The following is a 24,473-nucleotide window of genomic DNA, read 5'->3' on the forward strand; positions in this document are numbered from 1 at the left end:
GCCGGCTCGGCTGCCCCGGCAAGGAACAAGCAGCACAAAAAACAAGCGGCAAGGAGATCACTCTCCCTGCCACTTCTAACGTATACCGCACCTGGGGGCTTGCGGCAAGACCCCGGTCGTGGCGCAGAATCGGCGGCCGGACCAGCACAAACGAGGTAACGGGGGCGCGACGTGGGTGTGTTGTCGATGGACGGGGACCGCGGCGACCGGGCAACGTTGTTGGATCTTCGAGAGGTCGACGAGACGCAGGTGTCGGTCGTCGGCGGCAAGGCCGCGCACCTGGGCGCGCTGTCCCGGATCGACGGCATCCGGGTGCCGGCGGGGTTCTGCGTCACGACGGCCGCCTTCGGGCGGATCATGGCGCAGGCGCCGTCGATCGACGATCGGCTCGATCAGCTGTCGCGCCTGAGCCCGGACGACCGGGAGGCGATTCGCACGCTCAGCGCGGAGATCCGTCGCAGCGTCGAGGAGGTCCCGGTTCCGGGCGACCTGGCGGCCGCGATCACCAGCGCGCTCGCCCGGTTCGGCGAGCAGGCCGCCTACGCCGTGCGGTCCAGCGCGACGGCGGAGGACACGCCCACGGCGTCCTTCGCCGGCCAGCAGGACACCTACCTGAACGTGGTGGGGCCGGAGGCGATCCTGCGGCACGTCAGCCGGTGCTGGGCGTCACTGTTCACCGAGCGGGCCGTCATCTACCGCCTGCGCAACGGCATCGACCACCGCAGCGTTCAGATGGCTGTCGTCGTACAGCAGATGGTTTTGCCGGATGCCTCCGGCATCCTGTTCACGGCGGACCCGGTGACGGGCAACCGGAAGGTCGCGACAGTGGACGCCAGCTTCGGCCTCGGCGAGGCCCTGGTGTCCGGCCTGGTGAACCCGGACGTCTTCACCGTGCGCGACGGCGAGGTCGTCGCCGGCACGGTCGCCGCGAAGCAGCGTGCCGTCACCGCGCTGCCCGGGGGCGGCACGCGAGAAGTGGCGATCGACAGGCAGCGGCAGGAGCAGCCGGCGCTGACGCAGGCGCAGGTGGTGCGACTCGTTCGGCTCGGGCGACGGATCGAGGCACACTTCGGCCGCCCGCAGGACATCGAGTGGTGCATGGTCGACGACGACTTCCAGATCGTGCAGAGCCGGCCGATCACCACGCTGTTCCCCATCCCGGCGGCCGATGACCAGGAGAACCACGTCTATCTCTCCGTCGGTCACCAGCAGATGATGACCGACGCCATGCGGCCGCTGGGTCTCTCCATGTGGCAGTTGACGGCCATCGCCCAGATGCTGGAGGCCGGCGGGAGGTTGTTCGTCGACGCCACCCGGCTGCTTGCCTCACCCGCGAGCCGCGCCGGTTTCCTGAACCTGGCGGGCAAGTCCGATCCGCTGATGAGGGACGCGCTGGAGACCCTGATCGACCGCGGGGACTTCGTTCCGACGCTCCCGGACACCGGCGGGCCCGGCAGGCCGACGACCGGCGGCGCGTCCACCTCGATCGAGACCGACCCGGCCATCGTCACCGAGCTGATCGAGCGCAGCGAGGCGTCCATCGCCGCCCTGCGGCGCGACATCGCGCCGGTGACCGGTACGGCGCTGTTCGACTTCCTGCTGGAGGCCTTCCAGGAGCACAAGCGGGTCCTCGGCGATCCGCTGAACATGCAGGCGATCATGGCCGGCATGGAGGCCACCTGGTGGCTCAACGACCGGCTGCACGAGTGGCTGGGCGAGAAGAACGCCGCGGACACCCTCACCCTGTCCGCCCCCGGCAACATCACGTCGGAGATGGGGCTGGCGCTGCTCGACGTCGCCGACGTGATCCGTCCGTATCCGGAGGTGGTGGCGTTCCTGCAAGGCGCACACGACGACTTCCTCGACGAACTGCCGAAGGTCGCGGGCGGGGCCGAGGCGCGCGCCGCCATCGAGGCGTACCTCGACCGGTACGGCATGCGTTGCGTCGGCGAGATCGACATCACCAGGCCTCGGTGGAGCGAACGCCCCGGCACGCTGGTGCCCGTGCTGCTGGACAACATCAAGCTCTTCGAGCCGGGCTCGGCCCGGCGGCGCTTCGAGCAGGGTCAGCAGCAGGCGCAGCAGAAGGCGCAGGAGGTGTTGACGCGCCTGCGGGCGCTGCCGGACGGGCAGCAGAAGGCCGACGAGACCGCGCGGATGATCGACCGGGTGCGGACCTTCATCGGCTACCGGGAGTACCCGAAGTACGACATCATCAGCCGCTACTTCATCTACAAGCAGGCCCTGCTGGCAGAGGCCGAGCGCCTGGTACGCGCCGGGGTGCTCACCGAGACCGAAGACGTCTTCTACCTCACGTTCCAGGAGTTCCACGAGGTCGCGCGCACGCACCGGGTGGACGATGAGCTGATCCGGCAGCGCCGGGACGCGTTCCGGTCGTACCAGGCGCTCACCCCGCCCCGGGTCCTGACCTCCGACGGCGAGGCGATCACCGGGGCGTACCGACGCGACGACGTGCCGGCCGGCGCCCTGGCCGGTGTGCCGGTGTCCGCCGGGACGGTCGAAGGACGCGCCCGCATCATCCTGGACATGGCGCAGGCCGACCTCGAAGCGGGTGACATCCTCGTCACCGCCCACACGGACCCGAGCTGGACGCCCCTGTTCGTCGGTATCGCCGGGCTGGTGACGGAGGTCGGCGGGTTGATGACGCACGGCGCGGTGATCGCGAGGGAGTATGGCCTGCCGGCTGTCGTCAGTGTGCTCGACGCCACCCGGCTGATCCGCGACGGGCAGCGGATCCGCGTGCACGGCAGCGACGGGTACGTCGAGATCCTGCCCTGACCGGCGGCGTTACAGGAGGAACGACGATGGCGGTTTCGGTCCTACGGCTGACGATCTGGGTGGCCACGGCGTCGACAGTGGTGTCGCTGGCGGGGTGCGGCAGCGGCGGCGAGGCGACCGGGGCGCGGACGACGCCGAGCCCGGAGGTGACGCTCGCCCCGTCGCTGGCCCCCGATCAGGAGTTCCGGCGGTTGGAGGAGCAGTTCGGGGCACGACTCGGGATCTACGCCGTCGACACGGGCACCGGCCGCACTGTGGAGTACCGCGCCGACGAGCGGTTCGCGTACGCCTCGACGTGGAAGGCTCTCGCTGCCGCCGAGGTGCTCGACGGCACCACCGACGCCCAACTGGATCGCGTGGTGCGGTACTCGACGCGGGACCTGGTGGCGCACTCCCCCGTCACGGAGAAGCACGTCGGTGAGGGCATGAGTCTGCGTGCCCTCGCCGACGCCGCCGTGCGCTACAGCGACAACACGGCCGGCAACCTGCTGCTGCGCCACCTTGGCGGACCGGCGGGGTTCGAGGCGAAGCTGCGCGCGCTCGGCGACACGGTCACCGACGTCGCCCGCTACGAGACCGCGCTGAACGAGGGAACACCGGGCGACAAGCGGGACACCAGCACAGCGCGGGCCCTGGCCGGCGACCTCCGGGCGTACACCGTGGGGGTTGCCCTGGAACCGGCGGACCGTGACGTGCTGCGCGCCTGGCTGCGGGGCAACACCACCGGCGCGGCGCTGGTCCGCGCCGGGGTGCCGGCCGGCTGGGTGGTCGGGGACAAGACCGGGACCGGCGGGTACGGCACCCGCAACGACATCGCGGTGATCTGGCCGCCTGACCGGGCCCCGATCGTGCTCGCCGTGCTGTCCAGCCGCGACAGGAAGGACGCCACCCCCGACGACGCCGTCATCGCCCAGGCCACCCGCGTGGTCGTCGCCCAACTGGGAGCATGAGCCCGTCAGGTCGCGGCGCGGCTGTCGTACGCGGTCTGGTGGCGGCGGATCTCGGCGTGGTGGTCGGCGGACCAGGCCGCCAGGGCCAGGACCGTGGAGAGTAGCGACCTGCCCAGGTCGGTGAGGGCGTACTCGACGCGGGGCGGCACCTCGGGGTACGACGTCCGGGTGACGAGGCCGGTGCGCTGGAGGTGTTTCAGGGTCAGCGTGAGCATGCGCTGGGAGATACCGGGGATCGCGTCGCCCAGGTCCGAGTAGCGGACACTGCCGTCGGCGAGCGTGCCGATGATCAGCACGCTCCACTTGTCGCCGACGAGGTCCAGGACCTCCCGGATGAAGTCGGCGTCCTCGTCGTTCCAGTGCGCGCAGGGCCCCGGAGCGGCTCGGACGTTGCCCCGGACGTTGGTGCGTCTGCGCCGAAGATCTCCTGCGCTCATCCCCTCACCCCTCCGCGTAGCCCGCGCTACGCACATGAATGTACCTTTTGTGGCCCTCCGATTCTGATGCATCATGGCGTTACGAACAAGAAGTGAGAATCACTGAGGAGCACCATGAAGATCGAGTTCTGGTCGGACATCGTCTGCCCGTACTGCGGGCTGATGGACCACCGGCTCCACCAGGCCCTGAACCGGCTCCCGTACGGCGATCAGGTGCGGGTGATCCACCGGTCGTTCCAGCTCCATCCCGACCTGCCCCGCGCGGGGGTCAGTCAGCGGGAGTTGATCACGATGGCGGGGGCTCCCGCGACAACCGTCGACCGGGTCCTGCGGCCCATCGAGCGGGCGGCCGAGGCGGAGGGTCTGACGCCCTACCACGCGGTGGACCGCACCCTCGGGCCGACGGATTTCGCCCACGAACTGCTCGCCTACGCGACCGACCAGGGGCGCGGCGCCGAGACCTGGACGGCGATGTTCCGCGCGCACTTCGGGCAGGCCCGCAAGCTGTGGACCGTCGAGGAGGTGCTCCACTTCGCCGCCGAGGTGGGCCTGGACCACGACGAAGCCGCCGACGCCCTGCGAAGCCGCCGCTACCGGGCCCGCGTGGCGGCCGACCAGCGCGAGGCACAGCGCCTCGGGGCACGCGGCGCGCCGTTCCTCGTCTTCGACGGCCGCTTCGCCGTTCCCGGGGCGATCGGCCTCGACGACCTGCTCGCGGTCATCGACAAAGCGTGGGCCGAGAGCCACCCGACGCCGCAGCCGCTGCCGGTTATCGGCGACACCGAGGGCATGTGCGCCCCGGACGGGTGCGCGGTGCCCGACCGCACCACCTGAGGTCCCGTTGCCCGGCCGGTGGCAGGAGATCGACTCGGGTTTCGTGAAGTCGGGGTGTCCGGGCTCCTGGGACACCCCGACTTTGATGAACGCGAGTGGATCGCCCACCCGAGCCTGGTGACGATGCTCGCCATGATCGCGGCGACGCTGGTCGGCACCGACAGCCGGGCGTCGGCCGGCACCACCGGCCCGTGGGTGATCCAGCCGTTCCGGGCCCCCGCGGTCCCGCCCGACTCTGTGACGGGTTGCCCGTCGGTGGCACCATCGGTCTGGTGAACGTTCGTCGTTTGGCGGCCGTCGACATGTACGGCAGCCGAGGAACCACCCGCCGACGGCGGATCATTCTGGCCGAATTCCTCGTCGGCGTGGTTGTCATGGTGACGTGGGGCGTCTGGCTGCTGTCGTCCTCGAACGACCTCGGCAGCCGAGCGTTCGGCCTGTGGCTGACCGGTGCAGGTCTCAACTACGCACCGCTGTCCACGTACGCGCTCATGCTGATGCGACGCGGCGCCCTCGACGCCGAACTGGCTGGCGTCGACACCGACCGGGAACTGCGCCGCTACACAGTGCTCCAGCTGTGGGTCTTCGTGCCGCTCTCGCTCGTCGTCTTCACCGTCCGCGACACACTGGCCCGGCGGAGGGCAGGGACGACAGCTCCCTGACCACCTGACCGCCGCCGCGCCGCCCGCCGGGCCGCCGCCGCCTGTGATCGACCACCGTCGCCAGCCCCTGCCCGCGCCCGGACCGCGTACCCGCGCCTGGCACGGTCACGCCGCGACGGCTGCCCTGCCCACCGGGAACCGCACGCCGGTGAGGTCTTCCGAGACAGCCCAGAGGCGTTGCTGCACGCTCACGTCGTAGGACTCGGGACTGGACGTGACAAGCCTCGGGTAGCCGCGCGACTCGCCCGGGCCGTCGGGGCCGTAGTACTGCCCGCCGAGGACGGACGGGTCGGTGGCGGCCCGCAGGGTGGGCAGCGCGCCCGCCGTCGCGGGCTGGGTGATCACGGGGGCGAGCACGGTCAGCGGTCCGCGGACGACCGCCGGGGCGTTGCGGGCCAGTTCGGTGTTGGAGATGCCGGGGTGCGCTGCCACCGCGGCGGTGGTGCCGTGCGCGGCGAGCCGGCGCTGCAACTCGTAGGTGAACATCAAGTTGGCGAGCTTCGACTGGCCGTAGGCGGCGACCCGGCCGTAGGACCGTTCCCATTGCAGGTCGTCGAAGTGGATGGCGGCGCGGATGCGGTGGCCGACGCTGCTGACGGTGACCACCCGGGAGCCGGGCACGGGCAGCAGCAAGTCGAGCAGCAAGCCGGTGAGCGCGAAGTGGCCCAGGTGGTTGGTGCCGAACTGCATCTCGAAGCCGTCGCGGGTGGTCTGCTTCGGGGTGTACATCACCCCGGCGTTGTTGATCAGCAGGTCGATCCGCGGGTGGGTGGCGCGCAGGCCGGCCGCGGCGGCGCGCACCGATTCCAGCGAGGTCAGGTCCAGTTCCCGTACGGAGACGTCGCCGTTGATCCGGGCGGCGGCGAGCTTGCCCTTCTCCGTGTCGCGTACGGCCAGCACGACCGACGCCCCGCGCTCAGCGAGCCGCCGGGCGGTCTCGAAGCCCAGCCCGGTGTTGGCGCCGGTGACCACGGCGACCCGGCCGTCCTGGCGCGGAATCTGCTGCTCGGTCCACTTCATCTCAAGCTCCTTAGGTACCGCCGGTAACTTATGCCTGAAACGATAAGGTACCGCCGGTACGCTGTCAAGGGACCGCCGGTACCTAAGCTAGGGTTGGTGTCATGACGTTCCAGCGGGCGCGCAGCGAGGAGCAGCGTGAGGTCCGACGCCGGGCCATCCTGGAGACGACCTCGGCGATGCTCGACGAGATGCCGGTGGCCGAGGTGACCCTGAACGAGCTGAGCCGGAGGGTCGGCCTGGCCAAGACGGCGGTGCTGCGCTATTTCGAGTCCCGCGAGGCGATCCTGCTCGACCTGCTGGACGACCGGACGACGACCTGGCTGACCGAACTGGACCAGGAGTTGGCCCACGGTGTCGACCTGAGCCGGCCGGCGATGGAACGGGCGGAGCAGACGGCCGACGTGCTCAGCCGGTCGCTCGCCGCCCAGACGGTGCTCTGCGATCTGTTCGGCGCGCAGGGCGGGGTGCTCGAACACAACGTCTCGGTCGAGGTGGTCCGCCGGCACAAGCGGGCCGCACTGGGCAACCTCGCGGTGATGGCCGACCTCGTCCGGCGACACCTGCCCGAGGTCGGCGACAACGCCGAACTGTTCTGCCTGAACGCCTTGATCATGGGTGGCGCGCTGTCCGCCTACACCGCGCCGCCGCCGAGCCTGCTCGCCGTCTACGAATCCGAGCCGGCGCTCGCGGTCCACCATGTCGACCTACGGACAGCCCTGCGGGTCTCCATCATCACGTCGCTCGTGGGCATGCTGCCGCGCTCCTGAGTCGGAAGCCTCTCGAGGTTTGACCGACGAGGAATTCGAGCACATCCGAGAGGGCCAGGTGTGAGTCCTCAAAGGAGTGAGGCCAGTGAAGCGACCGACTCTCGGCATACTCCTCATGGTCTTGGGCACCATCATCGGGTACGTGCTCGCCAGCACCGTCGGTGAGCGCTATCCAGACGCATTCGTGGGCACATCCGCCGCGATCATCGTCGTGGGCCTGGCTGCCGTGCTCGTGCACCTGCTGCGTCGGCGGCGGCAGCAGCGGGATTGGGGAAGCCGCGCAGGTTCGCAGGGGAGGTCACGATGCTGCGTCGTCAAGCAACAGGTGCGCTGGTCGTACTCGCATTCTTCGTGCTGATCATCGCGGCGCAGTTCGCCTGGCCGGATGTCCAACCGATCTTCCGGTACCTGGCCGGCGGGATGATCGTGGTCGGACTGCTCCTCGTGGCCGTGAGCTTTGTGCTCAGAGAAAGACGGCGACGCTCTGACGGCTGACGGTGGACGGGCTACGGCCACACCTCGTGGCACCTGGGTCGGTGCGAAACCCGGTGGCCATGAGGCTGATTGCGGTCTACCGTGGCCCGCCGTGCTCTCAAACGAACAGATAATCGGGCAGGCCCTGGACCGGATCGAGGCGGGGTACGTCTTTCCTGAGAAGGTAGCGGACATCGACGCCGCGATCCGGCGCCGTCTCTCGGCAGGCGAGTACGACAACCTGGACGGGCCGGCGCTCTGCGAGACGGTGACCGCTCACCTTCAAAAGGTGTGCCCGGACAAGCATCTGCGGCTGCTGTGGTCGGACCAGCCGCAGTCGCTGGATCCAGCCGACGAAGACGGCGGGCGGGCCGCGTTCCTCGCGCTGCTCAGGGCGGAGAACCAGGGGATCCGCCGGGTCGAGCACCTGGACGGCAACGTCGGGCTCATCGACGTGCGGCGCATCGCGTACGCCGACGAAGGCGCCGCCGCGATCGGCGCGGCCATGCAACTGGTCGCCCTCAGTTCCGCGCTCATCCTGGACCTGCGCGCCTGCTCCGGCGGAACACCGGAGGGAGCCGCGATGTGGTGCAGCTACTTCTTCCGCGACGACCAGGTGCACCTCAACGACTTCTACGAGCGGTCCACCGGCGCCACACGTCAGTTCTGGACGACCGCGCACCTGCCCGCGCCGCGCTACGCGGACCGCCCGGTCCACGTGCTCACCAGCGCGGTGACGTTCTCCGGGGGCGAGGACGTGGCGTACACCCTTCAGGCGCACGGCCGGGCCGTCGTCGTCGGTGAGACGACGCGTGGCGGCGCGCATCCGACGGCCCGCCACCCGGTCACCGAACACATCCTCGTGACCGTGCCGACCGCCCGGACCATCAACAGCGTCACCGGCACCAACTGGGAGGGCGTCGGAGTGGTCCCCGACGTACCCGTCCCGGCAGACCAGGCACTCGACACGGCACTCAAGGCCAGCTCGGGCGTGTAGGCGCGGCTGCTTCGGCGGCCGTCGCTGGTCCGCCGGCGGCAGCAGCGGGATCGCGTAGGCCACGCACTACTCTTCCGCCAAACCGCCGCGAGCCTGGTCTACTCGATGTCGACGGTGGCGCGCTGCCGTACGGCGGGACGCCGCTGCTGCCGGACAGTGCGCAGGCCGAAGTAGGCGACGCACCGGAAGCCAGGTACAGCAGGGCCTGCACGTTGAGCACGAGCACGACGCTGAGCACGTCGCCGAGCAGGCCGTGTCAGGCCGTTGCCATTCCTCGGGTGGCCAGCTCGCTGAGCGACGCGACGCCGTTGTCGCCGAGCGCCGCCCGAGCCACGGCGGGCTTGCCCAGCTCGAACACCTCGACGAGGAGCGTCGGCGATCCGGACCGGCGGCGAATCCCGTCGATCTCCTGCCGGTCAGGGTTGAACGGCAACGCCGACCATTGGTTGGCGGTCTCCTGCCAGTCGGACGAGACGGCCGCGACCAGGCCGTCCAGCAGGGTCGCGTAATCCTCCAGGCTGATCGCCCGACCCAACCCGTACCGTTCACGCAGAGCGAGAATCTCGGGCGTGGGCTTCTTGGAGGAGTAGCTGTCGTTGATTCCGAGCCACCAGTGGGCGAAGTAGGTGCCCTGGTAGCCCTGGGCAAGGTAGCGCGACCCGTCGTGGTGCACCTCGATGATGAAGTTGTGCACCTGCGGGAACTGGCAGTCGAGCAGCAGGACGGTAGCGGTGCCGACCGGCTTGACGAGCAGCGCCTTCTTGAGCGCGTCGCCGCCGCCAGTCCCGTAGGTCTCGCGCGACACGCTGGCCGGCTTTCCGCCCGCTGCGTGCAACAGCTCGCGAATCTGGAACGCCGCCATCCCGCAGTTCGCCCACCTGCGGCTCTCGTCGCGCAACGCGATCTGCGGGTCGCCGGTCTTGCCCGTACTCCCCACCGCCGCCTTGAGCTTGACCACCTCGTCGTCGTCGACGGCCTGGTCACGACGCCGCTGACTGTCGTCGGTCTTGAGCGCGGGGTCGCTATGTGCGTATCTGGTCGCGGCGGTGATGGCTTCGGCCCACGTACCGAAGCTCTGACCTGGCTTCAGCACGCTCTCCGACCAGGTCACCAAGGCACCGATCACCTCTGCCCGAAGGTCGGTGGGCAGGAGCGGTTCGATCCTGGTCAGGATGTCGCCGCACGCCTTCGCGTCGGTGTCCATGTTGGGGATCTGACCGTTCGGTGGGTAGGCGTCCTTCTCCTCCGCGATGATCAGCAACTGAGCCCTCCAATGTCCCCTGTGTACTGACCGCCCTGATGGCGAGCCGGCTTCCAGGTTGGACCCTGCGTGAGCGAGCGGACACCCAACGTCGGACTTCCGTCGGATCGCGGTTTCGCCGCTCTCCCGGTCACCGCCCCTGGCGGGCGGTCTCGCTAGAGAGGGATCGCGGGTACCGGAGGGCGCTCAGCAGGGCGGTGACGACAGCAGCCACCAGCAAGATCCTCACCACGTGGAACACCACCGCGTCGCCCGTGGAGTCCGGCGGGAAGATGTCCTTGACGAGCAGGCCGACGCCCAGTCCCAGCCCCAGGCAGGCATGCATCGCGGCCCGCAGGCGTGGAAGGGGCTGTCGGCGGCCGAAGATCCGGGGCACGGCCGTGCCCCCACGGCTCCTGACGAGCAGCACGGCGGCCATGGCCAGGTTGGCCGCCGCGCACACGACGGCCAAGACCACGTCCACGGGTTCCATGGGGCCGAACGCTAGCGCACCCATGCCCGCGCCAGCGACTGCCAACTCCGAGGCCGGCTCGCGGAAACACTGTGGCACAGCAACTCCTGCCCTAATCTATGGGTGTCGATTGCTGCCTCCAGCTCCATCGAGGAGAGGAATCCCGATCGTGAACGTCGGTAGCCGAACCCTTCCGCGACTCCTCTCCTTCCTGCTGGCCGTCGTGCTCACCACCGGCCTGTCCCTGCTCGGCGCCGCGCCGGCGGCGGCCGGGCAGACCGGCATGCGAGCCGCCGACCCCAGCGTGATCCGCGTCGGCGGCACCTACATCTCCGTCCAGTCGGTCAACGGCGGGATCGCCGTGCGGCAGGCGGCCTCTCCCGACGCGCTGGCCGCCGCACCCGCGCGGCAGGTCTGGACGGACAGCCGCAACCTCGGTGAGGTCTGGGCCCCGGAGATCGTCACCGATGGCGGCCGCTACTACATCTACTTCTCAGCGGGACGCGGCACCGCCCACCGCATGTACGCGATCCACTCGGCGTCACCGGCCAGCGGCTACACGGCCGAGCGGCAGCTCGCGCTGCCCGACGGCAAGTGGGCCATCGACGGCAGCCTGTTCACCTTCAACGGGCAGCGGTGGTTCGTCTGGTCGGGTTGGGCCGGGGACACCAACGTCGAACAGAACATCTACCTCAGCCGGATGAGCGACCCGCTCACCCCGACCGGTGGCCGGTACATCATTTCCCAGCCCCGCGAGAGCTGGGAGCGCGTCGTCGGCAACCCGTTCATAAACGAGTCACCCGAGGCGATCAGGGACCCCAACGGGCAGCTCCACATCGTCTACTCCGCCAACGGCAGCTGGAGCGACCAGTACTGCCTCGCCGACCTACGGCTGCGCGCCGGCGGCGACCCGACGTACGTGTGGGACTGGTACAAGTCGAACGGCTGCCTGTTCGGCTCGAACCGGGCCACCATGATGGCCGGCTGGGATCCGACCCTGCACGTGAACGGACCTGGTCACCACAGCTTCGTGCTGCTCAACGGCGACATCGCCACCAGCCCACCCGCCGGGCCGAGGTTCCCGCTGATGTACCACGGGGTGCCCAAGGGCACCGCGTACTCCTGGGCGAACCGCTACTGGTACACCGGCACCTTCTGCTGGTGGGGCAACACCACCTACCGCCGCGCCAACGTGCCCGGCCCGACGGCCGACACCGGGTTCAGCATCAAGTTCTTCGAGTGATCCGGACGTGAGTCTTCGTTCGTGTAGGGCTGAATCACCCACGGGCCGGAGGAGGCTGCCGCCGCCGGGCTGCCTGTCCCGCCGCGGTTCCGTGTTGCCGGCCAGTGGTGAGAGATCGACTCGGGTTCCGTGAAGTCGGGGTGTCCATGGAGCCGGGACACCCCGACTTCCGTAAAGGCGAGTGGATCGTGGGCGGCGCGCGAGTGTCAGCTGGGCGGCGGCGGACACTCCAGGACCGCGATGGAATTTCCGGCGAACAGTCCCAGGTGCGGGTGCCCGGAGAAGATCTCGACCGCCTCGTCGTGCGAGCCCGCTTCCACGATGGTGTAGGCGATCAGGGCGTCGGTGAAGTCCTCGACACCTCGCGCCGTGACCCGCTTCTTGGCGTTCACGGGAGCACCGGGGTCGACGATGGCCTTCTCGTTGGCCTGCGCCCATGACGCCCACGCGCTCAGGAACTCGGCCTGCTGCTGTTCGGTGAGTTCGGCCTTGTCGGCCTCGTCAGCCGCGCCGTTGAAGAGCGCCAGGAACCTGCCCACCCCGGCATCCTAGCGGCGGCCCGCGCAGGCCGCCGAGTCGCAATCACGACCCCGGCCGAAATGCCAGGTCGTTGACGCCTCAACAGATGGAGTACTTTCCGTCACAGGTGAAGCACTCTCTGCTTCCATACCCATCGGGCATCGTGAATGCATGAAGCTACGCATGCTCCTGATCGGGGCCTTCGCGGCCCTCCTCGCCACGCTCGCAGTGCCGTCGGCCGCCACCGCGGCCCCGGCCGACCATCCGATCGCTGGTGTCACGACGCAGTCAGCCAACCCGGCCAACGCGATCGCCTCCGACAACCCGAACGCCGGCATCAGCGGCGTCTCGTCCCAGGCTGTCGGCCCCTGCCCCTACACCGCCACCTGCGTCTACACCGACACGTACTTCGGCGGACGCATGTTCGTGCTGTACCAGTGTCGGTGGTACTCGCTCACCAACTGGAACGGCTGGGGTTCCATCTACAACAACCAGACCTGGGGCGCCTGGGCCGACATCATGGACCAGAACCGCAACCCGATCCGCGGCTTCAGCTCTGGAGTCGCCTGGGAAGCCGTCGACTTCTCGCCGGTCTGGTACATCCGGATGTGCTGATCCGCTTGCCGCGGGCGGGAGTCGGGGTTGCCCGCTCCCGCCCGCTGGGCGCTCGGCAAGCAACACCCTTCGACCGCGGCGGGACCTCTTCGGGTCCCGCCGCGGTTTCGCATTCCCGGCCGGCGGCGAGATCGACCCAGGCCTCTTCCAACCGAGCGTACCTTAAGAAAAATTAAGATCAGACTCTTGGAAGTTGAGGATTCTTAAGATACAACTTTAGGTATGACAGGACAGGCGATGGACTGGCAGGACCTGACCAGCCTGACGCGGGGGCAGCCGTTCGTCGTCGAGCGGGTGCGCCTGGCGAGCAACGGCGTCGCGATCGAGGGCGAGTTCGAGCCACCGCAACTGGCTCAGCTCAACGTCGATGATCAGGTTTTCGTCACGGCGTTCGTGCGCTGCCACGGTTCGATCAAGGAGATGGAACGCATCTTCGGGGTGAGCTACCCGACGATCAAGTCACGACTCAACCGGATCACGCAGATGCTCGACTTCGTCGAGACCGACCCGGCGCCCTCGCGAGCCGACATCATCGACCGGTTGCGCCGCGGTGAGATCACCGCACAGCAGGCGCTGGCTGAGCTGGGCGGCCCGACGTGATGCCGCAGCTGGTGACCGTCAAAGTCAACCGCCCGGACCGCCGGCCCATCCGCTTCTGGATTCCGGTGCTCCCCGTGGCGCTCGTGCTCTTCCCGGTCGTGGTCCTGGTCGTGCTGGCGGCGATCGTGGCCTGCGTCGTGTTCCGCATCGGTGTGGTGCGGGCACTCGGCGCCGCCTGGCGTGTCATCTCCGCGCTGCCCGGCGCCCGCTTCGACATCGAGCACTGCCGCACGGCCGTGCTCGTGGCTATCCGATAGGAGAGGTTCGAATGACCGAACAACGCAAGGACATCCTCGACATGCTGGCCGCCGGCAAGATCACCGCCGAGGAGGCGGAGCAGCTCATCACCGCACTCGAACGGGACCACGCATCGGCGACGGCGAGTCACGACGCCCGACCCAAGGGCAAGGTGAAGTACCTGCGGGTGGTGGTGGACGCCACCGACAACGGCGAGCCGTCGCGGGTCAACGTGCGGGTGCCACTGCAACTGCTGCGCGCTGGCGTACGGCTGGCGGCTCTGATCCCGCCGCAGGCCCTGGTCAAGGCCAACGCCTCACTCAGCGACTCGGGCGTGCCGATCGACCTGACGCAGCTCAAGCCCGAGCAGTTGGAGGCGCTCGTGGAGCACCTCGACGAGGTCACCGTGGAGGTGGATTCACCCGATGCCACAGTGCGGGTCTTCTGCGAGTAGGCGCCGTCCGATGGGACGGCCCCTCGAGAGGGTGCTGGAACACCCTCCCGAGGCTGCGCCCGCCGCAGCAGAGCACAGGTGAACTGCCAACCTGAAGTTTAGCCACTCACCAGCAAACCAGCGGAGGGACCACTCGGACGGGTGGTCCCTCCGCGCCGTCCCGCCGCTGGGCGGGGGTCAGGTCAGCGGGGACAGCCAACGACAGTGCGGCTACCCGGGTGGCTCGCACCGGCGGACGCGACGGTCCCGCCGGCCATCGCGAAGCTCGCCAGGATCGCGCCGGCCAGCGGCACGGCCACCGCGACGGCGAGGGCCCGCCGTCGATGCGACCCACCGGTCAGCACCACGATCAGCAGACCCAGCGCAAGGTCAATGACCGCGTTCCACCACGCGCCGGCCCCGTAGGTGGGGTCGGTCGCCTTGCCGGCGAACCGGGCCGCCTCCTCGAAGAACACGGCGGCCGGCAGCGCGACCCCGACGACCTGCCGCCACCCCTCACCACGCGCCCACGTCCCGCCGGTGCCGAATACCACACCGGCGAGCACGCCGAAGAACATCCAGACCAGCGACGACGGTGCCCAGAGCACCGCGAGGTCGTCGCCCTGCAGGAGCGCCGCCGCAAGGTAGTAGCTGGGCACCGCGACGACGAGCAGGACGGCAGCGCCGAGTGCGGCGCGCAGCCACCCGGACCGCACCCAGTACCCGAAGAAGAAGGCGGCCACCGCCCAGGTCGCGGTGGAGTTGCCGAGTTCCGCGACGGGATACGGCAGCCACTTGATCCAGCAGAAGTCGAGAAGGCCGAGCAGGAATCCGCCCACCACGGAGGCGAGCATCACCCCCCGGTCACCAGGTCGCATGGCCGCAGAGCATACCGAGTATGCCCCCACTGGCCTGGTCGGCCCCTCCCCACCAAGCGGCAGCCAGTCAGCCGTGCCCGAGTCGCTCTGCCCGCTGGCGAACCCGGCGTCGCGCTCCCCCGCTCCGCGCACGGTGGCCGAGGCGATGGAGATCAAGTGACATGGAGTGCTAAGCCGGCGGCGAACCGCCGCGCCTGCGGAAGACCTCACCGCAGACGTCGACGCAGTGCGCCAGCACCACGTCGGCGGTGAGCATCCCGGTCGTGGTGAACAGGAAGACCTCGCGGTCGACGCGTTCGACCGACTCGGTCCACGGCGCGGCGGTCAGCACCTGCTCGAAGACGTCAGTGCCGGGACGTGACAGGCCGAAGACGATGAGCATGCCGTCGTCGAAGCCGAGGGTCCACTCCCGGCCGTCTTTCGTGGCGACCGACAGATAGTCCGGCAGATCGTCCAGCACGGGGTCCTCTGGCAGGCGCGCGGCGGCCTCGACCGCTGCGGGCAGCCCGGTCAGAGCGTCGCCGGGGAAGACGTCCCAGCCATCACTGCTGCGCTGCGGCTCGACACCGTCGACAGCGTACGAAGGGCGGGAGCGCCGCAACCACCTCATGACTCTCACTATCGGGTAAGGGGCCCGGTTACGCCGAAGGCGGGGGTGCATGGAGCGCGTGCGGGCGCAGGCCGTCGAACAGAACGGCAAGGGTCCGGTCGATGACGGGGCTGGCGTAGTCACCGGTTTCCGCCGCCATGCTGGCGCCCCGCAGCAGGGCGAGTATCTCGGGCAGGTCGACGTCGGGGCGTACGGCGCCGACGCGTTGGGCGTCGCGCAGAAGGTCCGCCAACGCTTCGCGCATCTGCGCACGCTGGCCTGCCTGCTCTGCTTTGACATCGATCCCCGCGCTGTGCAACGCGTCCGTCAGAGTCTTCTTGCGCGCCGCGTCTGCGACGACCTGCGCGAAGAATCTGAAGAACCCGGTCTGTGGCTCCGCGGCGACGCGCAATCGGGCGGCCTCGTCAAGCAGCAGGTCCACCCGCGCCGAGACGATCGCCGCATAGAGGGCTTCCTTGGTGGCGAAGTGCCGGTACACGGTGCCGACACCCACTCCGGCTCGGCGGGCGATCTCGTCCATGCGGGCGGTCAGTCCCTGCTCGCCGAGCACGGTCTCGGCCGCCGCGAGTACCTTCGCGCGGTTGCGCGCCGCATCCGAGCGGATCATGCCGGCCTCCTCCGATCGAGCACCCTTGACGAGCGGAATCTAGGTTCCGTATCTTGAAGCGGAATGATGATTCCGATTGTACGGGGGTGGCATGCAGTACACGACACTGGGCCGATCCGGCCTCCACGTCTCCCGGGCCTGCCTGGGCACGATGAACTTCGGCACCGACCCGCAGGCACCGACGCCGGAACCCGAGGCCCGCCGCATCATCGGCGAGTTCCTCGACGCCGGCCACAACTTCATCGACACAGCAGACACCTACCGAGGTGGCACCAGCGAAGAGGTTGTCGGCCACGCCATCGCCCACCGCCGCTCCGAGGTCGTCCTCGCCACCAAGGGGGCGGCACCGCAAGGTGCCGGACCCAACAACCGTGGCCTGTCCCGCGCCCACCTGACTCGCGCCCTGGAGGCGAGCCTGCGCCGACTGGGCACCGATTACATCGACCTGTACCAGTGCCATGTGCCCGACCCGGACACCCCGATCGACGAAACCATGGCAACGCTCGATGGCTTCGTGAGCTCCGGCAAGGTCCGCTACATCGGCTGTTCCAACTTCACCGCCGCCGGAATCGTCAGCGCCCAATGGGCGGCGCAACGCCTCGGCGGAACACCCTTCATCAGCCTGCAAGCCAACTATTCTCTGGTCACGCGTGCCATCGAGGCCGAGATCGTGCCCACCTGCCAGCAACACGGGCTCGGCGTCCTCGCCTACAGCCCGCTCGGCAGCGGTCTGCTCGCCGGGCGATACCAGCGCGGCACCGCGCCGGCCACCGGATCCCGACTCGCCCAATGGGCGGCAATGCCCAGCCCGATGGCACGCGCATTCGTGACCGGTCTCCTCGCCGAGCGGCACTTCGACATCGTCGACGACGTCACCACCGTCGCCGCCGAACTGGGAACGACCACGCCAACCGTGGCGCTCGCCTGGCTCCGCAGCCGGCCCGAGATCACCTCGGTGGTCCTCGGCCCTCGCTCCGCCGACCAACTGAGCGCCAACCTCGCCGGCCTCGCATTCGAGCTGCCGGAAAGCGTCTCCACCCGGCTGGATGCGGCAAGCCAGTGCACCATCAGCCCTCCGGTCAACGGCCAGCACAACGCCGCCTGACTCAGCGACGAGACGCCCTCGCCATCCTCGCTCGCCTTCCGCCGTGGGAGGCCGTCGCGCCACCGATGTTAGGTTCGCTGACATGACTGGGCAGATCACGGCCGCGCAGTTCCACGCGGCCGACGGTGTCGAGGACTGGCGCTCCCTCTACCATCTGGTCTCGGCCTACTTCCCGACCGGTTCGCTGTCCAAGGGCATCGCGCTCGTCGATGAGATCGGCCGGCTCGCCGACGAGGCCCAGCAGCAACACCTCACCATCGACCTGCGCGACACCGGCGTCACGGTGAGCCTGAATCGGCGCGACGTCTCGTTGGCCCGGCGCATCTCGGCCGCCGCCAAGGAGCTGAGCCTCCCCGCCGACCCGACCGCCGTACAACTCATCAACGTCACCCTCGACGCACTCGCCGGCGCGGACGTGCTGCCGTTCTGGCAGGCGCTGCTCGGCTATCGGCAGATCGGCGACGACTACCTGTTCGACCCGTCGCGCCGCGGCCCGGGTTTCGGTTTGCAACCGATGGACGAGGCGCGCCCACAGCGCAACCGCCTGCACCTCGACATAGCTGTCCCGCACGATCAGGCAGAGGCTCGCATCGCCGCCGCCCTGGCCGCCGGCGGCCACCTGGTCTCCGACGCGCACGCACCCATGTGGTGGGTCCTGGCCGACGCCGAGGGCAACGAGGCGTGCGTCGCCACCTGGGTCGGCCGCGCATAGCAGGACGGCGAGCTTTCACCTCGTGAGCTCGACCAGCGTCGCCAGTCGCGCCACGCCGGCCGGCGCCGGCTGCGCGCGGGCAACATCGGCGATCACGGTACGCGCCAACGGCCGCCTACCGACCACCCCCGCGCGGGCTCATCTGGGCGCCCCTCACCAAACCCGGGCGGACCCTCAGCGGCAACCCGGGAAACGCCGGACAGGATCGAGATTCGAGCTGGTTCGAATGTCTCGGCTGCGCCGCTATCCCCAGGGTTGACTGACCTCGTCCACACCGGTGCCACCAGCACAATCACTCAGCTCCGGCAGAAGGATCCCCCAGCTAAGGAGACTCATGAAGCGACAAATCCTGGCGTTCTTCGGTGCGTTGGCGCTGGCGGCCGGCGGGCTCCTGGCCGTGGCCAGCCCGGCCCAGGCGGCGTCGTCGCGCAACGGCGTGTGCGAGAGCGGCGAACTGTGCATGTGGCAGAACAACGACCTGCGCGGCGGTCGCTACGACACCCTCTCGACCACTGCGGACTTTCGGCAATGGTCGTTCGTGGCTGCCTGCACCTCGGACTGTTCGCTGCAGGACAACGTCAGCTCGCTGCGCAACTACGACACGCAGAATGCCGTCCGCCTCTTCGAGCACGAGAACTACCGGGGCCTCTATTTCTGGCGTCAGAAGGCCAACAGCGGCCAGTCGGACGAGGCCTTGAACCTCACGCTGGACCGGGACCAGAACGGGAACAACTGGAACGACCGATTCAGCTCGTTCTGCTTCGTCTGGGCCGGCCAGCCGCAGACCCGCTGCCGGCCGTAGGACCGCATCGAGGGGCTCGCGTCGGCCGTGCAACAGCGGACAACGCGAGCCCCTCCATTCTGAGCGAGGTCTCCATGCCCACGATCCGTAGGCGATTCGCGGCCCTGGTGCTGGCCTGCCTGACCGTCGGTGCCGGTGCCGCCTGTGAACCGAGCGGGCCCGCCCAACGGCCCGCAGGGCCATCACCGGTGGCGACCATGAGCCTTCCGTTGGATCGACTGTTTCCGTCCGGGGACGAGGACCTGCTTCTCCAGCGGGCCGAGGCGAAACTTGTCGTGGCCTGCATGCGCCGGCTCGGCATCTCCTACCGGCCGCCGGAACCGCACCACACCGACCCGGCCGCCACACGGGACGGGTTGTACGGGGTGGTGGAGCACGACCAGGCGCAGCGCCTCGGTTACCACGCCGCACCCGGCGGTGACGCGGCTGAGGACAAGCCTCCACCGCCTCCGGAAAAGACGGCGCTGGCGCTGACCGGCACCCGGTTCGGCACCGACGGACCCGAGCCGGCCGGCGGCCGGATCCCTGAGGGCGGCTGCCTCGGCGAGGCGACCCGGCGCTTGGCCGAGGGCGCGCCACCGGTCGGCGAAACGCTGCTGTACGACCTGGCCGTGCGGGCCGGCCAACAGGCAGAGCAGGACGCGCGCGTTCAGGCCGGCTTCCGGGTCTGGTCGACGTGCATGGCCGGTAAGGGGTTCACCTACGCCGACCCCTGGCAGGCCAACGACGACCCCAGGTGGAGCACCGACCATCCCAGCGACGTGGAGCGCCGGACCGCGGTGGCCGACGTAGCGTGCAAGGACAGCACGGATCTCGTGACGATCTGGCAAGCCGCGATGGTGGACCACCAACAGCGCACGATCGCGAGCCGCTCCGCCGACATCGAACGCTACGAGCAGGCCAAGAGCGCCCGGCTCGCCAACGGCCGACGCGTGCTGGCCACGGGGTGAGGCCAGCCGCGACCGGCGGGTAGGTCGATCAGCGGGTGAGGCCGACCAGGTTGGCCAGTCGCGCCACACCGGCGGGCGCCGGGTGACCTCGGGCGACATCGGCGATCACGGTACGCGCCAACGGCCGGCACCGGACCTCAGCCGGCGCGACGCTGTCCGCGTCGACCAGCGCCGCGCACGTCACCCACTTGGAGGTACGCCCCGGGTGGAACCGCATACTAATGAACGGTCGGTGGGAAGGACTTACCCTTCTCCTTACTCCACTGCCACAGAGCCCTGTCCAAGGTCCTTAGGTCGGTCTCCACTCGGTCAGCTAGTGCGCTGCAAACCTCCAGGTACCGTGTGTAGCTCGACCTGCGACCCAACTCGCCATGAGCCCGTAGCGTCTCAATCGCCCGGTAGTCGATGACCGTGAACACCGATGGCTCGCAGACCGTGAGTAGCGCACTCGCTATCGGCACGCCGACACCATTGAGAAGGCTTAGGACTCGGTGCCGCAGCCGCTGAGGCGCCGCTAGCGCCATGCGCGTGACGTCTTCGATGTCGCTATCGCTGTTGCGGTCGACATACGTCGTCGATCGTGGGCTCTTCCAGCGGACCACTTCTAGAAGGTCGCGCCGGTTGTAGTAGCCCCGGTTGACCACAACGGGCCCAATCCGCCCGAAGACGTCAAACTCCCGCTGCTTCACCTGGTACCGGCCACTCCAGCGCTGCACGAACTCCTTGGTAATCGCCGCATCCGCGCTGGCGAGATCAAGCTGATGTACCGAGACCATCGTTGCTCCGTTGGTCAGTTGAGTGACAAGGGCCGCCCGACCGGGTCGGTTCGCGCTGGGCGACGTCCCGACAACCAGCCCGGAGCCTCGCCGCACGCCTGCGGCCAAGCGTGGCCCTACGACGCGCCGACCGTGAGCCCGGCCAGCATGTTCTGGTAGGCGGCAGGGTGGACGATCGGGATGCCGTACTTGCGAGCGACCGTGGCCTTACCTGACATGGTGTCCGGGTCCGCCGCGATGAGAAGCCGCGTCTTCTTGGTGACGTTGTCGCCTACGAGGAGGCCCGCCATTCGCGCCTCGTCCTCCCACTCAGAACGCGGTGGATCCATGGCACCGGTGAAGACGACTTTGTCGCCCGGCTGCAGCCGCCACTCGTTGGGACGCCGCTGGCGTGGGATGTCCGTCGCTGCAGCAGCCAACGCCTCATCGACATCTGACCGTTGGAAGCCGAGCAACTCGGCCACCTCATCCAGATCGTGTCGTTCAGAACCGGTCAGGACGCCGTCTTCGAGCGCGACTCCCGCCAGGCTCGCCAAATAGGCCCGGTGCAGGTGCTCGATGTCGACACGGGCGAGCCCGAAAGTCTCCGCCGTGGCGACAAGTGCGTCTGCTTCCGTAGCCGAGATATGCCGGTCGAGGAGCGCCTGGTCGAGGAGGGCCAGGTAGGCGTCGCTCTCAAGCTCGGGCAGCCGAGGCAGCCGGTCGACCAACCGAGCGAGGAAGTGCTGTTCCCGTTTGCCTGCTTCGCGGCGGTGAACGGCCACCACGGAATTGGCTGGTATCGGAGGCCACGGGAGACCTGCCGCTGCCATTGCTGTGGTCGCCCACGGCGGCGGGTTACCAGCCGCTTGCAGGTAATAGCTCATCAGTTGGGCGGCGGCGCGGGCGTCGTGCAAGGCCGAGTGCGCCTGGTGCGGCGGCAGTCCGGCGAGGCGACAGCAGTCGCCGAGGCTTCGACCGGCCGAAGGCAGGAAATGCGGGGCCAGCCGCATAGTGCAGAGGCCGGGTGCCTGGTCGATTGGCGCTTCGATCCCGACGCGTCGATACTCGGCATGCAGAAACGGTGCGTCGAAGGTCAAATTGTGAGCGACCAGGACCCGGCCGCGCAGCAGGCCGGCAAGGTGACCAGCCACTTGTTCAAAACCAGGTGCTCGCCGCGCTTCCGCAGCCGTGATGCCGTGGATGTGCTGTGGTCCGAGATCGCGATTCGGGTTGACCAGGCTGCACCACTCGCCGGTGGTCCGACCAGTCTCATCGAGGTGTACAACGGCGACTTCGACGATCCGATCGTGCCAACTGGTACGAAGACCCGTGGTTTCGAGGTCGATGACTGCATACATGAGTGCCCCCTACGCCGATACCGAGGAGTTGGTGTGGACGGCCTTCCGAAGCTGCGCCAACCACAGCGGCGGCAGCGGCTGCGGGTCGCCCAACGAACGCAAGTAGGTCCGGCGGTAGCGCGCCTGCTCGGTGTCCTGCCATAGCTGAGCGGTTCGTGCGACAGCGGCAGTCACTGCCAGAGCCGTCGCCGCGACCTGCGAGGCTGAGGCGAACCGGTCCTTGGCCGCCCACGCGGCTAGGTGCTCCTGGCCAGGTAACTGCGTGGGCCAAGCGAGCGGAGCAATCTTCGATTTGACGTGCGATCTGTGCTGTTCCACCGCGGTCGTGTAGGAGGACCGATGTTCGCTGATTTCTTCGAGCAGTTCAGGGATGGTGAGGATGGTGTCCTCAAGCTTTGAGAGCAGTTCGGCCGGGACGACCTCGGTAACCCTGCCGAGAACACCGATGGGTGTCTCGCGATCCCAGTCGATCAGGCATCGGTCCTGCAAGTTCCACATGATCCGACGAAGTTGCTCTGGGTTCCGTTCAATCTCGTCGAAACCGACCACCCATGCTCCGCCGGCTACTCCGGTGGGCCCCAGGCGCCACACCGCCAAGGCATCAGCACCTCCGCTGTCAGGGCCGACGGCCAAAACAGCATGACCTCGCACGCCGGGCACGTAGTCGATTGGTATGGACAGCTCGTTCTCGGACGCCTCCACCCCGATGCTCATGCACGTCCTCAGTCCTCGACAATGGGATTGTCAACGTAATCGCTCACGAGGACACCGGAAGTCAGCTATCTGGACCAAGTTGCTGTCCGGACCGCACATCGAATCGGCACTGCTGTCGACTCTCGACGAATGCCCGTTGTCCGAACGGCTACTAACGGCAGACGCCAGCCTGCGGTAGCTGTAGGTGGGATCCGGCAATATGCGGGACCGTTTTGAATCAGCAAGGATCCGTCGACACCGGCTCATCGCACGCCCGGATGCCCGCAGATCGGTCAGCGAGTCAGGCCGACCAGCGTGGCCAGTCGCGCCACGCCGGCCGGCGCCGGGTTCGCGCGGGCGATCTCGGCGATCACCGTACGCGCCAACGGCCGGCACCGAACCTCAGCCGGCGCGACGCTGTCGGCGTCCACCAGGGCCCGTGCGGCCCCGCGCAGGTCACCCACCTGGAGGTACGCCCGTGCGACATCGACCAGGTACGCGCCCCGATACTCGGCCGGCAACCGCCGGAACGCCTCCCGCCGAACCAATGTCGAGTGCCTGTGCAGCGCCTCGTCGGCGTCACCCCGTTGCGCAGCTGACAGCACCCGCGCCAGGTCGACGGCGATCGGACCGAAGCTGGTGCGGTGCGTGTCGTCGTGCCCCCGAAGGTTTGTGGCGACGCCCACGGCCCGGTCGGTCAGCTCGTCGGCGCGGCGGGCGTCGCCGCAGCCAGCGGCGGCCAGTGCGGCCTGCACCAGCAACGTCCCACCCACGGCCCGCTCCCCCTCCGACCACCCCCGGCCCTCGCCCCGATGATCATGACGTTGGCAGGTGGTTCGATCTCCAAGCGGCCCGTCAACCTCATGATCACCGGTGCGGGAGGGGGTCGGGTCGGTGGTGGGCGGGAGGATGCGGTTCGCGGCGGTGAGGGTCGCGGCCAGGGCCAGGCGGTCGCGGTTTGACGCGCGCAGCGCCTGGGCGACCGAGATGGCGGCCGTTGCCGCCAGGACCGGGTCGTCGCCGGCGGCGGCCATCGCCCGGTCGGCGGCCAGCCACCCGAGGTCGACCTCGCCGAGCTTCACCAGCAACGACGAGGTGATCCGGTACGCCTGCACCAGCACCTCCGCCGACCGCGCGCCCTGGACGGCGTCGAGCAGACCCGGCAACACCCGCACCAACTGCCCGTAGTGCGCGTGCTGGTAGGACAACCAGGCGTACCCGACCTGCCTCCTGACTTCCTCCATCGTCTGGGCCGGGGCCTGCGGGATGTCGTAGCGGGCGAGCACGGCCCGGATGTCGTCCACCCCGTCCGGAGGGCCGGCCGGCGTCGGCCGCTGCTGACCGAGCAACACCTCCGGGTCGACCCGCAGGACGTCGGCCAGTTCCTGGATCACCGAATACCGGTCCAGGGCGCGCACGCCCCGCTCCACCTTGTCCACCCAGCTCTTCGACCTGCGCAACCGGTCGGCAAGCATCTGCTGCGTCATCGACCGCCGCACCCGCCAGCGGGCCACCCGGCGACCGATCGGGAGGTCATCGTTGGTCACGCCGCCACCGCCGGTCCGGGACCGCGCGGGTCGTGTCGTCCACGGGTACGCGGTCCGCCTCGGCCTGGGCGAGGAGGCGCTGTTTGGCAGCCTCCCGCTCGGCCGCCTCGAACTGCTCGCCTCTGTTCGCTGACTCGTCGACCTGCATAGCCAC

At 69.0% G+C, this 24,473-nt stretch carries 32 protein-coding genes; 18 read left to right on the forward strand and 14 right to left on the reverse strand.

What is annotated here, in order from left to right; all coding sequences use genetic code 11:
• The first annotated feature begins 186 nt into the window (after positions 1-186).
• Entirely contained in the window at positions 187-2,799 is a 2,613-nt protein-coding gene (gene rph / locus MED15_RS31800) for a rifamycin-inactivating phosphotransferase (protein ID WP_112737896.1), read from the forward strand.
• Between the two features lie 26 nt (positions 2,800-2,825).
• Entirely contained in the window at positions 2,826-3,749 is a 924-nt protein-coding gene (bla, locus tag MED15_RS31805; RefSeq protein WP_112730408.1) for a class A beta-lactamase, read from the forward strand.
• 5 nt (positions 3,750-3,754) lie between these two features.
• Here the strand turns inward: bla and MED15_RS31810 are convergent, their stop codons facing one another.
• Positions 3,755-4,186: a winged helix-turn-helix transcriptional regulator gene (locus tag MED15_RS31810; RefSeq protein WP_112730410.1), complete on the reverse strand. Its 432-nt coding sequence runs from the start codon at positions 4,184-4,186 to the stop codon at positions 3,755-3,757.
• Positions 4,187-4,300: 114 nt separating this feature from the next.
• On the opposite strand from MED15_RS31810, the gene MED15_RS31815 reads away from it, so the two are divergent.
• The 3 genes from MED15_RS31815 to MED15_RS31825 are packed head-to-tail and all read left to right on the forward strand — an operon-like array spanning position 4,301 to position 5,682.
• Positions 4,301-5,020 carry a DsbA family oxidoreductase gene (locus MED15_RS31815; protein WP_112602019.1) on the forward strand — a complete coding sequence of 240 codons (720 nt, stop codon included), beginning with the start codon at positions 4,301-4,303 and terminating at the stop codon, positions 5,018-5,020.
• A 54-nt stretch (positions 5,021-5,074) separates the two neighbouring features.
• Positions 5,075-5,296 carry a hypothetical protein gene (locus MED15_RS31820; protein WP_112737730.1) on the forward strand — a complete coding sequence of 74 codons (222 nt, stop codon included), beginning with the start codon at positions 5,075-5,077 and terminating at the stop codon, positions 5,294-5,296.
• Positions 5,293-5,682 carry a hypothetical protein gene (locus MED15_RS31825; RefSeq protein ID WP_146766764.1) on the forward strand — a complete coding sequence of 130 codons (390 nt, stop codon included), beginning with the start codon at positions 5,293-5,295 and terminating at the stop codon, positions 5,680-5,682. Before MED15_RS31820 ends, MED15_RS31825 begins: the two co-directional genes overlap by 4 nt.
• Positions 5,683-5,787: 105 nt before the next feature.
• Here MED15_RS31825 and MED15_RS31830 read toward each other — a convergent pair whose 3' ends face one another.
• Positions 5,788-6,702, reverse strand: a complete 915-nt coding sequence (locus tag MED15_RS31830) for an SDR family NAD(P)-dependent oxidoreductase (protein ID WP_112730418.1) — start codon at positions 6,700-6,702, stop codon at positions 5,788-5,790.
• Positions 6,703-6,803: 101 nt separating this feature from the next.
• Here MED15_RS31830 and MED15_RS31835 point away from each other — a divergent pair, with 101 nt between their 5' ends.
• The 3 genes from MED15_RS31835 (at position 6,804) to MED15_RS31845 (ending at position 8,940) form a co-directional block, all read left to right on the forward strand.
• A complete protein-coding gene (locus MED15_RS31835; protein ID WP_112602023.1) occupies positions 6,804-7,469 on the forward strand; it encodes a TetR/AcrR family transcriptional regulator in 666 nt (221 codons plus the stop codon).
• 303 nt (positions 7,470-7,772) lie between these two features.
• The gene (locus tag MED15_RS33320) at positions 7,773-7,964 is read left to right on the forward strand and encodes a hypothetical protein (protein ID WP_146754499.1); all 192 of its coding nucleotides are present in this window, start codon (positions 7,773-7,775) and stop codon (positions 7,962-7,964) included.
• A 91-nt stretch (positions 7,965-8,055) separates the two neighbouring features.
• The gene (locus tag MED15_RS31845) at positions 8,056-8,940 is read left to right on the forward strand and encodes a S41 family peptidase (RefSeq protein WP_112730422.1); all 885 of its coding nucleotides are present in this window, start codon (positions 8,056-8,058) and stop codon (positions 8,938-8,940) included.
• A 256-nt stretch (positions 8,941-9,196) separates the two neighbouring features.
• Here MED15_RS31845 and MED15_RS33895 read toward each other — a convergent pair whose 3' ends face one another.
• On the reverse strand, positions 9,197-10,201 hold the full coding sequence (locus tag MED15_RS33895) for a hypothetical protein (protein ID WP_181562477.1): 1,005 nt from the start codon (positions 10,199-10,201) through the stop codon (positions 9,197-9,199).
• Positions 10,202-10,331: 130 nt separating this feature from the next.
• A complete protein-coding gene (locus MED15_RS31855; RefSeq protein WP_146766765.1) occupies positions 10,332-10,673 on the reverse strand; it encodes a hypothetical protein in 342 nt (113 codons plus the stop codon).
• Between the two features lie 148 nt (positions 10,674-10,821).
• Here MED15_RS31855 and MED15_RS31860 point away from each other — a divergent pair, with 148 nt between their 5' ends.
• Entirely contained in the window at positions 10,822-11,895 is a 1,074-nt protein-coding gene (locus tag MED15_RS31860) for a glycoside hydrolase family 43 protein (protein ID WP_244220649.1), read from the forward strand.
• A gap of 206 nt (positions 11,896-12,101) precedes the next feature.
• On the opposite strand, the gene MED15_RS31865 is transcribed toward MED15_RS31860, so the two are convergent.
• Positions 12,102-12,434, reverse strand: a complete 333-nt coding sequence (locus MED15_RS31865; RefSeq protein WP_112602027.1) for a YciI family protein — start codon at positions 12,432-12,434, stop codon at positions 12,102-12,104.
• Between the two features lie 151 nt (positions 12,435-12,585).
• Between MED15_RS31865 and MED15_RS31870 the strand changes: the two genes are divergently transcribed.
• From MED15_RS31870 to MED15_RS31885, 4 genes are all read left to right on the forward strand, one after another.
• Positions 12,586-13,029 (forward strand): hypothetical protein, encoded by a 444-nt coding sequence (locus MED15_RS31870; RefSeq protein WP_146752881.1) that lies wholly within the window; start codon positions 12,586-12,588, stop codon positions 13,027-13,029.
• Between the two features lie 222 nt (positions 13,030-13,251).
• Positions 13,252-13,629, forward strand: a complete 378-nt coding sequence (locus MED15_RS31875) for a DUF2089 domain-containing protein (protein ID WP_208646756.1) — start codon at positions 13,252-13,254, stop codon at positions 13,627-13,629.
• Positions 13,629-13,886, forward strand: coding sequence for a hypothetical protein (locus MED15_RS31880; RefSeq protein ID WP_112737735.1), 258 nt, complete (start codon positions 13,629-13,631; stop codon positions 13,884-13,886). Before MED15_RS31875 ends, MED15_RS31880 begins: the two co-directional genes overlap by 1 nt.
• Positions 13,887-13,897: 11 nt before the next feature.
• Complete coding sequence (locus MED15_RS31885; RefSeq protein ID WP_112737736.1) at positions 13,898-14,320, forward strand: SHOCT-like domain-containing protein; 423 nt, start codon at positions 13,898-13,900, stop codon at positions 14,318-14,320.
• A gap of 182 nt (positions 14,321-14,502) precedes the next feature.
• On the opposite strand, the gene MED15_RS31890 is transcribed toward MED15_RS31885, so the two are convergent.
• Positions 14,503-15,177: a DUF6518 family protein gene (locus MED15_RS31890; RefSeq protein WP_112737737.1), complete on the reverse strand. Its 675-nt coding sequence runs from the start codon at positions 15,175-15,177 to the stop codon at positions 14,503-14,505.
• On the opposite strand from MED15_RS31890, the gene MED15_RS33715 reads away from it, so the two are divergent.
• On the forward strand, positions 15,176-15,337 hold the full coding sequence (locus MED15_RS33715; protein WP_167457775.1) for a hypothetical protein: 162 nt from the start codon (positions 15,176-15,178) through the stop codon (positions 15,335-15,337). The genes MED15_RS31890 and MED15_RS33715 overlap by 2 nt on opposite strands.
• Before the next feature lie 9 nt (positions 15,338-15,346).
• On the opposite strand, the gene MED15_RS31895 is transcribed toward MED15_RS33715, so the two are convergent.
• Together MED15_RS31895 and MED15_RS31900 are read right to left on the reverse strand one after the other, a co-directional pair.
• Complete coding sequence (locus tag MED15_RS31895) at positions 15,347-15,787, reverse strand: hypothetical protein (protein ID WP_112602033.1); 441 nt, start codon at positions 15,785-15,787, stop codon at positions 15,347-15,349.
• Between the two features lie 28 nt (positions 15,788-15,815).
• Positions 15,816-16,394 (reverse strand): TetR/AcrR family transcriptional regulator, encoded by a 579-nt coding sequence (locus MED15_RS31900; protein WP_112737738.1) that lies wholly within the window; start codon positions 16,392-16,394, stop codon positions 15,816-15,818.
• A 91-nt stretch (positions 16,395-16,485) separates the two neighbouring features.
• Between MED15_RS31900 and MED15_RS31905 the strand changes: the two genes are divergently transcribed.
• The 4 genes from MED15_RS31905 (at position 16,486) to MED15_RS31920 (ending at position 19,963) form a co-directional block, all read left to right on the forward strand.
• Complete coding sequence (locus MED15_RS31905) at positions 16,486-17,499, forward strand: aldo/keto reductase (RefSeq protein WP_112737740.1); 1,014 nt, start codon at positions 16,486-16,488, stop codon at positions 17,497-17,499.
• Between the two features lie 82 nt (positions 17,500-17,581).
• The gene (locus MED15_RS31910; protein WP_112737742.1) at positions 17,582-18,211 is read left to right on the forward strand and encodes a VOC family protein; all 630 of its coding nucleotides are present in this window, start codon (positions 17,582-17,584) and stop codon (positions 18,209-18,211) included.
• 334 nt (positions 18,212-18,545) lie between these two features.
• Positions 18,546-19,013 (forward strand): peptidase inhibitor family I36 protein, encoded by a 468-nt coding sequence (locus MED15_RS31915; protein ID WP_112587568.1) that lies wholly within the window; start codon positions 18,546-18,548, stop codon positions 19,011-19,013.
• A 197-nt stretch (positions 19,014-19,210) separates the two neighbouring features.
• On the forward strand, positions 19,211-19,963 hold the full coding sequence (locus MED15_RS31920; protein WP_146758866.1) for a hypothetical protein: 753 nt from the start codon (positions 19,211-19,213) through the stop codon (positions 19,961-19,963).
• A gap of 28 nt (positions 19,964-19,991) precedes the next feature.
• Here MED15_RS31920 and MED15_RS31925 read toward each other — a convergent pair whose 3' ends face one another.
• The 6 genes from MED15_RS31925 to MED15_RS33720 form a co-directional block, all read right to left on the reverse strand.
• On the reverse strand, positions 19,992-20,180 hold the full coding sequence (locus MED15_RS31925; RefSeq protein ID WP_244220650.1) for a hypothetical protein: 189 nt from the start codon (positions 20,178-20,180) through the stop codon (positions 19,992-19,994).
• A 1-nt stretch (position 20,181) separates the two neighbouring features.
• Entirely contained in the window at positions 20,182-20,739 is a 558-nt protein-coding gene (locus MED15_RS31930) for a hypothetical protein (protein ID WP_112587572.1), read from the reverse strand.
• A gap of 116 nt (positions 20,740-20,855) precedes the next feature.
• On the reverse strand, positions 20,856-22,079 hold the full coding sequence (locus MED15_RS31935) for an exonuclease domain-containing protein (RefSeq protein WP_112737744.1): 1,224 nt from the start codon (positions 22,077-22,079) through the stop codon (positions 20,856-20,858).
• Positions 22,080-22,088: 9 nt separating this feature from the next.
• Complete coding sequence (locus MED15_RS31940; protein ID WP_146766766.1) at positions 22,089-22,793, reverse strand: DUF6218 family protein; 705 nt, start codon at positions 22,791-22,793, stop codon at positions 22,089-22,091.
• A gap of 272 nt (positions 22,794-23,065) precedes the next feature.
• Positions 23,066-24,319: a helix-turn-helix domain-containing protein gene (locus MED15_RS31945; RefSeq protein ID WP_112587578.1), complete on the reverse strand. Its 1,254-nt coding sequence runs from the start codon at positions 24,317-24,319 to the stop codon at positions 23,066-23,068.
• Positions 24,306-24,467 (reverse strand): hypothetical protein, encoded by a 162-nt coding sequence (locus tag MED15_RS33720; RefSeq protein ID WP_167457776.1) that lies wholly within the window; start codon positions 24,465-24,467, stop codon positions 24,306-24,308. The genes MED15_RS31945 and MED15_RS33720 overlap by 14 nt, the downstream gene beginning before the upstream one ends.
• Positions 24,468-24,473 lie beyond the last annotated feature (6 nt).

It is taken from the genome of Micromonospora noduli, assembly GCF_003264475.1.
Taxonomy (GTDB): domain Bacteria; phylum Actinomycetota; class Actinomycetes; order Mycobacteriales; family Micromonosporaceae; genus Micromonospora; species Micromonospora noduli.

Bases quoted from the DNA above. Each gene is read 5' to 3' on its own strand.
- MED15_RS33715 (WP_167457775.1), top strand. From the start codon at position 15,176: ATGGCCGCAGAGCATACCGAGTATGCCCCCACTGGCCTGGTCGGCCCC.
- MED15_RS31830 (WP_112730418.1), bottom strand. From the start codon at position 6,702: ATGAAGTGGACCGAGCAGCAGATTCCGCGCCAGGACGGCCGGGTCGCC.
- MED15_RS31835 (WP_112602023.1), top strand. From the start codon at position 6,804: ATGACGTTCCAGCGGGCGCGCAGCGAGGAGCAGCGTGAGGTCCGACGC.
- MED15_RS31910 (WP_112737742.1), top strand. From the start codon at position 17,582: ATGACTGGGCAGATCACGGCCGCGCAGTTCCACGCGGCCGACGGTGTC.
- MED15_RS31810 (WP_112730410.1), bottom strand. From the start codon at position 4,186: ATGAGCGCAGGAGATCTTCGGCGCAGACGCACCAACGTCCGGGGCAAC.
- MED15_RS31915 (WP_112587568.1), top strand. From the start codon at position 18,546: ATGAAGCGACAAATCCTGGCGTTCTTCGGTGCGTTGGCGCTGGCGGCC.
- MED15_RS31905 (WP_112737740.1), top strand. From the start codon at position 16,486: ATGCAGTACACGACACTGGGCCGATCCGGCCTCCACGTCTCCCGGGCC.
- MED15_RS31895 (WP_112602033.1), bottom strand. From the start codon at position 15,787: ATGAGGTGGTTGCGGCGCTCCCGCCCTTCGTACGCTGTCGACGGTGTC.
- MED15_RS31920 (WP_146758866.1), top strand. From the start codon at position 19,211: ATGAGCCTTCCGTTGGATCGACTGTTTCCGTCCGGGGACGAGGACCTG.
- MED15_RS31935 (WP_112737744.1), bottom strand. From the start codon at position 22,079: ATGTATGCAGTCATCGACCTCGAAACCACGGGTCTTCGTACCAGTTGG.
- MED15_RS31900 (WP_112737738.1), bottom strand. From the start codon at position 16,394: ATGATCCGCTCGGATGCGGCGCGCAACCGCGCGAAGGTACTCGCGGCG.
- MED15_RS31940 (WP_146766766.1), bottom strand. From the start codon at position 22,793: ATGAGCATCGGGGTGGAGGCGTCCGAGAACGAGCTGTCCATACCAATC.
- MED15_RS33320 (WP_146754499.1), top strand. From the start codon at position 7,773: ATGCTGCGTCGTCAAGCAACAGGTGCGCTGGTCGTACTCGCATTCTTC.
- MED15_RS31890 (WP_112737737.1), bottom strand. From the start codon at position 15,177: ATGCGACCTGGTGACCGGGGGGTGATGCTCGCCTCCGTGGTGGGCGGA.
- MED15_RS31930 (WP_112587572.1), bottom strand. From the start codon at position 20,739: ATGGTCTCGGTACATCAGCTTGATCTCGCCAGCGCGGATGCGGCGATT.
- MED15_RS31885 (WP_112737736.1), top strand. From the start codon at position 13,898: ATGACCGAACAACGCAAGGACATCCTCGACATGCTGGCCGCCGGCAAG.
- bla (WP_112730408.1), top strand. From the start codon at position 2,826: ATGGCGGTTTCGGTCCTACGGCTGACGATCTGGGTGGCCACGGCGTCG.
- MED15_RS31855 (WP_146766765.1), bottom strand. From the start codon at position 10,673: ATGGAACCCGTGGACGTGGTCTTGGCCGTCGTGTGCGCGGCGGCCAAC.
- MED15_RS33720 (WP_167457776.1), bottom strand. From the start codon at position 24,467: ATGCAGGTCGACGAGTCAGCGAACAGAGGCGAGCAGTTCGAGGCGGCC.
- rph (WP_112737896.1), top strand. From the start codon at position 187: ATGGACGGGGACCGCGGCGACCGGGCAACGTTGTTGGATCTTCGAGAG.
- MED15_RS31815 (WP_112602019.1), top strand. From the start codon at position 4,301: ATGAAGATCGAGTTCTGGTCGGACATCGTCTGCCCGTACTGCGGGCTG.
- MED15_RS31870 (WP_146752881.1), top strand. From the start codon at position 12,586: ATGAAGCTACGCATGCTCCTGATCGGGGCCTTCGCGGCCCTCCTCGCC.
- MED15_RS31925 (WP_244220650.1), bottom strand. From the start codon at position 20,180: ATGCGGTTCCACCCGGGGCGTACCTCCAAGTGGGTGACGTGCGCGGCG.
- MED15_RS31880 (WP_112737735.1), top strand. From the start codon at position 13,629: ATGCCGCAGCTGGTGACCGTCAAAGTCAACCGCCCGGACCGCCGGCCC.
- MED15_RS31875 (WP_208646756.1), top strand. From the start codon at position 13,252: ATGACAGGACAGGCGATGGACTGGCAGGACCTGACCAGCCTGACGCGG.